This window comes from Staphylococcus sp. EZ-P03 (genome assembly GCF_003344575.1).
Lineage (GTDB): Bacteria > Bacillota > Bacilli > Staphylococcales > Staphylococcaceae > Staphylococcus > Staphylococcus simulans_B.
Map to the genome: position 1 here is coordinate 1 of NZ_QPMO01000038.1, position 3038 is coordinate 3038.

A 3038-nucleotide genomic window follows, 5' to 3' on the forward strand; every position below is an offset into this window, starting at 1 on the left:
ACCAATCAAAACTTGAAATTTGATTAAGTCTTCGATCGATTAGTATTCGTCAGCTCCACATATCGCTATGCTTCCACCCCGAACCTATTAACCTCATCATCTTTGAGGGATCTTATAACCGAAGTTGGGAAATCTCATCTTGAGGGGGGCTTCATGCTTAGATGCTTTCAGCACTTATCCCGTCCATACATAGCTACCCAGCTATGCCGTTGGCACGACAACTGGTACACCAGAGGTATGTCCATCCCGGTCCTCTCGTACTAAGGACAGCTCCTCTCAAATTTCCTACGCCCACGACGGATAGGGACCGAACTGTCTCACGACGTTCTGAACCCAGCTCGCGTACCGCTTTAATGGGCGAACAGCCCAACCCTTGGGACCGACTACAGCCCCAGGATGCGATGAGCCGACATCGAGGTGCCAAACCTCCCCGTCGATGTGAACTCTTGGGGGAGATAAGCCTGTTATCCCCGGGGTAGCTTTTATCCGTTGAGCGATGGCCCTTCCATGCGGAACCACCGGATCACTAAGTCCGTCTTTCGACCCTGCTCGACTTGTAGGTCTCGCAGTCAAGCTCCCTTATGCCTTTACACTCTATGAATGATTTCCAACCATTCTGAGGGAACCTTTGAGCGCCTCCGTTACACTTTAGGAGGCGACCGCCCCAGTCAAACTGCCCGCCTGACACTGTCTCCCGCCATGATCAATGGCGCGGGTTAGAAATCCAACACAGCTAGGGTAGTATCCCACCAGCGCCTCGGCGTAAGCTGGCGCTCACGCTTCTAAGGCTCCTACCTATCCTGTACAAGCTGTGCCGAATTTCAATATCAGGCTACAGTAAAGCTCCACGGGGTCTTTCCGTCCTGTCGCGGGTAACCTGCATCTTCACAGGTACTATGATTTCACCGAGTCTCTCGTTGAGACAGTGCCCAAATCGTTACGCCTTTCGTGCGGGTCGGAACTTACCCGACAAGGAATTTCGCTACCTTAGGACCGTTATAGTTACGGCCGCCGTTTACTGGGGCTTCGATTCGTAGCTTCGCAGAAGCTAACCACTCCTCTTAACCTTCCAGCACCGGGCAGGCGTCAGCCCCTATACATCACCTTACGGTTTAGCAGAGACCTGTGTTTTTGATAAACAGTCGCTTGGGCCTATTCACTGCGGCTCTTCAGAGCGTGAACCCTAAAGAGCACCCCTTCGCCCGAAGTTACGGGGTCATTTTGCCGAGTTCCTTAACGAGAGTTCTCTCGCTCACCTTAGAATTCTCATCTTGACTACCTGTGTCGGTTTGCGGTACGGGCACCAGTTATCTAGCTAGAGGCTTTTCTCGACAGTGTGAAATCAACGACTCGAGGAAAACATGTTTCCTCTCCCCATCACAGCTCAACCTTGAGAATGGCGGATTTGCCTACCATTCAGTCTCACTGCTTGGACGTGCACTCCAACAGCACGCTTCGCCTATCCTACTGTGTCCCCCCATCGCTTAAAACGATAAATGGTGGTACAGGAATATCAACCTGTTATCCATCGCCTACGCCTGTCGGCCTCGGCTTAGGACCCGACTAACCCAGAGCGGACGAGCCTTCCTCTGGAAACCTTAGTCAATCGGTGGATGGGATTCTCACCCATCTTTCGCTACTCACACCGGCATTCTCACTTCTAAGCGCTCCACATGTCCTTGCGATCATGCTTCGACGCCCTTAGAACGCTCTCCTACCATTGTCCTACGGACAATCCACAGCTTCGGTAATATGTTTAGCCCCGGTACATTTTCGGCGCAGTGTCACTCGACTAGTGAGCTATTACGCACTCTTTAAATGATGGCTGCTTCTAAGCCAACATCCTAGTTGTCTGGGCAATACCACATCCTTTGCCACTTAACATATATTTTGGGACCTTAGCTGGTGGTCTGGGCTGTTTCCCTTTCGAACATGGACCTTATCACCCACGTTCTGACTCCCAAGTTAAATTGATTGGCATTCGGAGTTTGTCTGAATTCGGTAACCCGAGAGGGGCCCCTCGTCCAAACAGTGCTCTACCTCCAACAATCATCACTTGAGGCTAGCCCTAAAGCTATTTCGGAGAGAACCAGCTATCTCCAGGTTCGATTGGAATTTCTCCGCTACCCTCAGTTCATCCGCTCACTTTTCAACGTAAGTCGGTTCGGTCCTCCATTCAGTGTTACCTGAACTTCAACCTGACCAAGGGTAGATCACCTGGTTTCGGGTCTACGACCAAATACTCAACGCCCTATTCAGACTCGCTTTCGCTGCGGCTCCGCATTCGCTGCTTAACCTTGCATCAGATCGTAACTCGCCGGTTCATTCTACAAAAGGCACGCCATCACCCATTAACGGGCTCTGACTACTTGTAAGCACACGGTTTCAAGTTCTTTTTCACTCCCCTTCCGGGGTACTTTTCACCTTTCCCTCACGGTACTGGTTCACTATCGGTCACTAGAGAGTATTTAGCCTTGGGAGATGGTCCTCCCGGATTCCGACGGAATTTCACGTGCTCCGTCGTACTCAGGATCCACTCAAGAGAGAATAAACTTTCGACTACAGGACTCTTACCTTCTCTGGTTCAACTTTCCAGTACGATTCGTCTAATTTATTCCTTTGTAACTCCGTATAGAGTGTCCTACAACCCCAATGAGCAAGCTCATTGGTTTGGGCTCTTCCCGTTTCGCTCGCCGCTACTCAGGGAATCGATTTTTCTTTCTCTTCCTGCGGGTACTAAGATGTTTCAGTTCTCCGCGTCTGCCTTCTGACATGCTATGTATTCACATGTCGATAACACAACATAACTTGTGCTGGGTTTCCCCATTCGGAAATCTCTGGATCAACGCTTACTTACAGCTACCCAAAGCATATCGTCGTTAGTAACGTCCTTCTTCGGCTTCTAGTGCCAAGGCATCCACCGTGCGCCCTTAATAACTTAATCACGTTATTAATATTGTGAGTAATCGTTTGCCATCGGCAATTGATTACTAGCGATTCATTTAAATGAATAAAGCTTTTAAAAACTCTAATTCACT

1 rRNA gene is annotated in these 3038 nt (G+C 49.8%); it reads right to left on the reverse strand.

Features of this window, described 5'->3' with window-relative positions:
- Window positions 1–19 precede the first annotated feature (19 nt).
- Window positions 20–2944 (reverse strand): 23S ribosomal RNA (locus DVJ99_RS12775).
- Window positions 2945–3038: the final 94 nt, after the last annotated feature.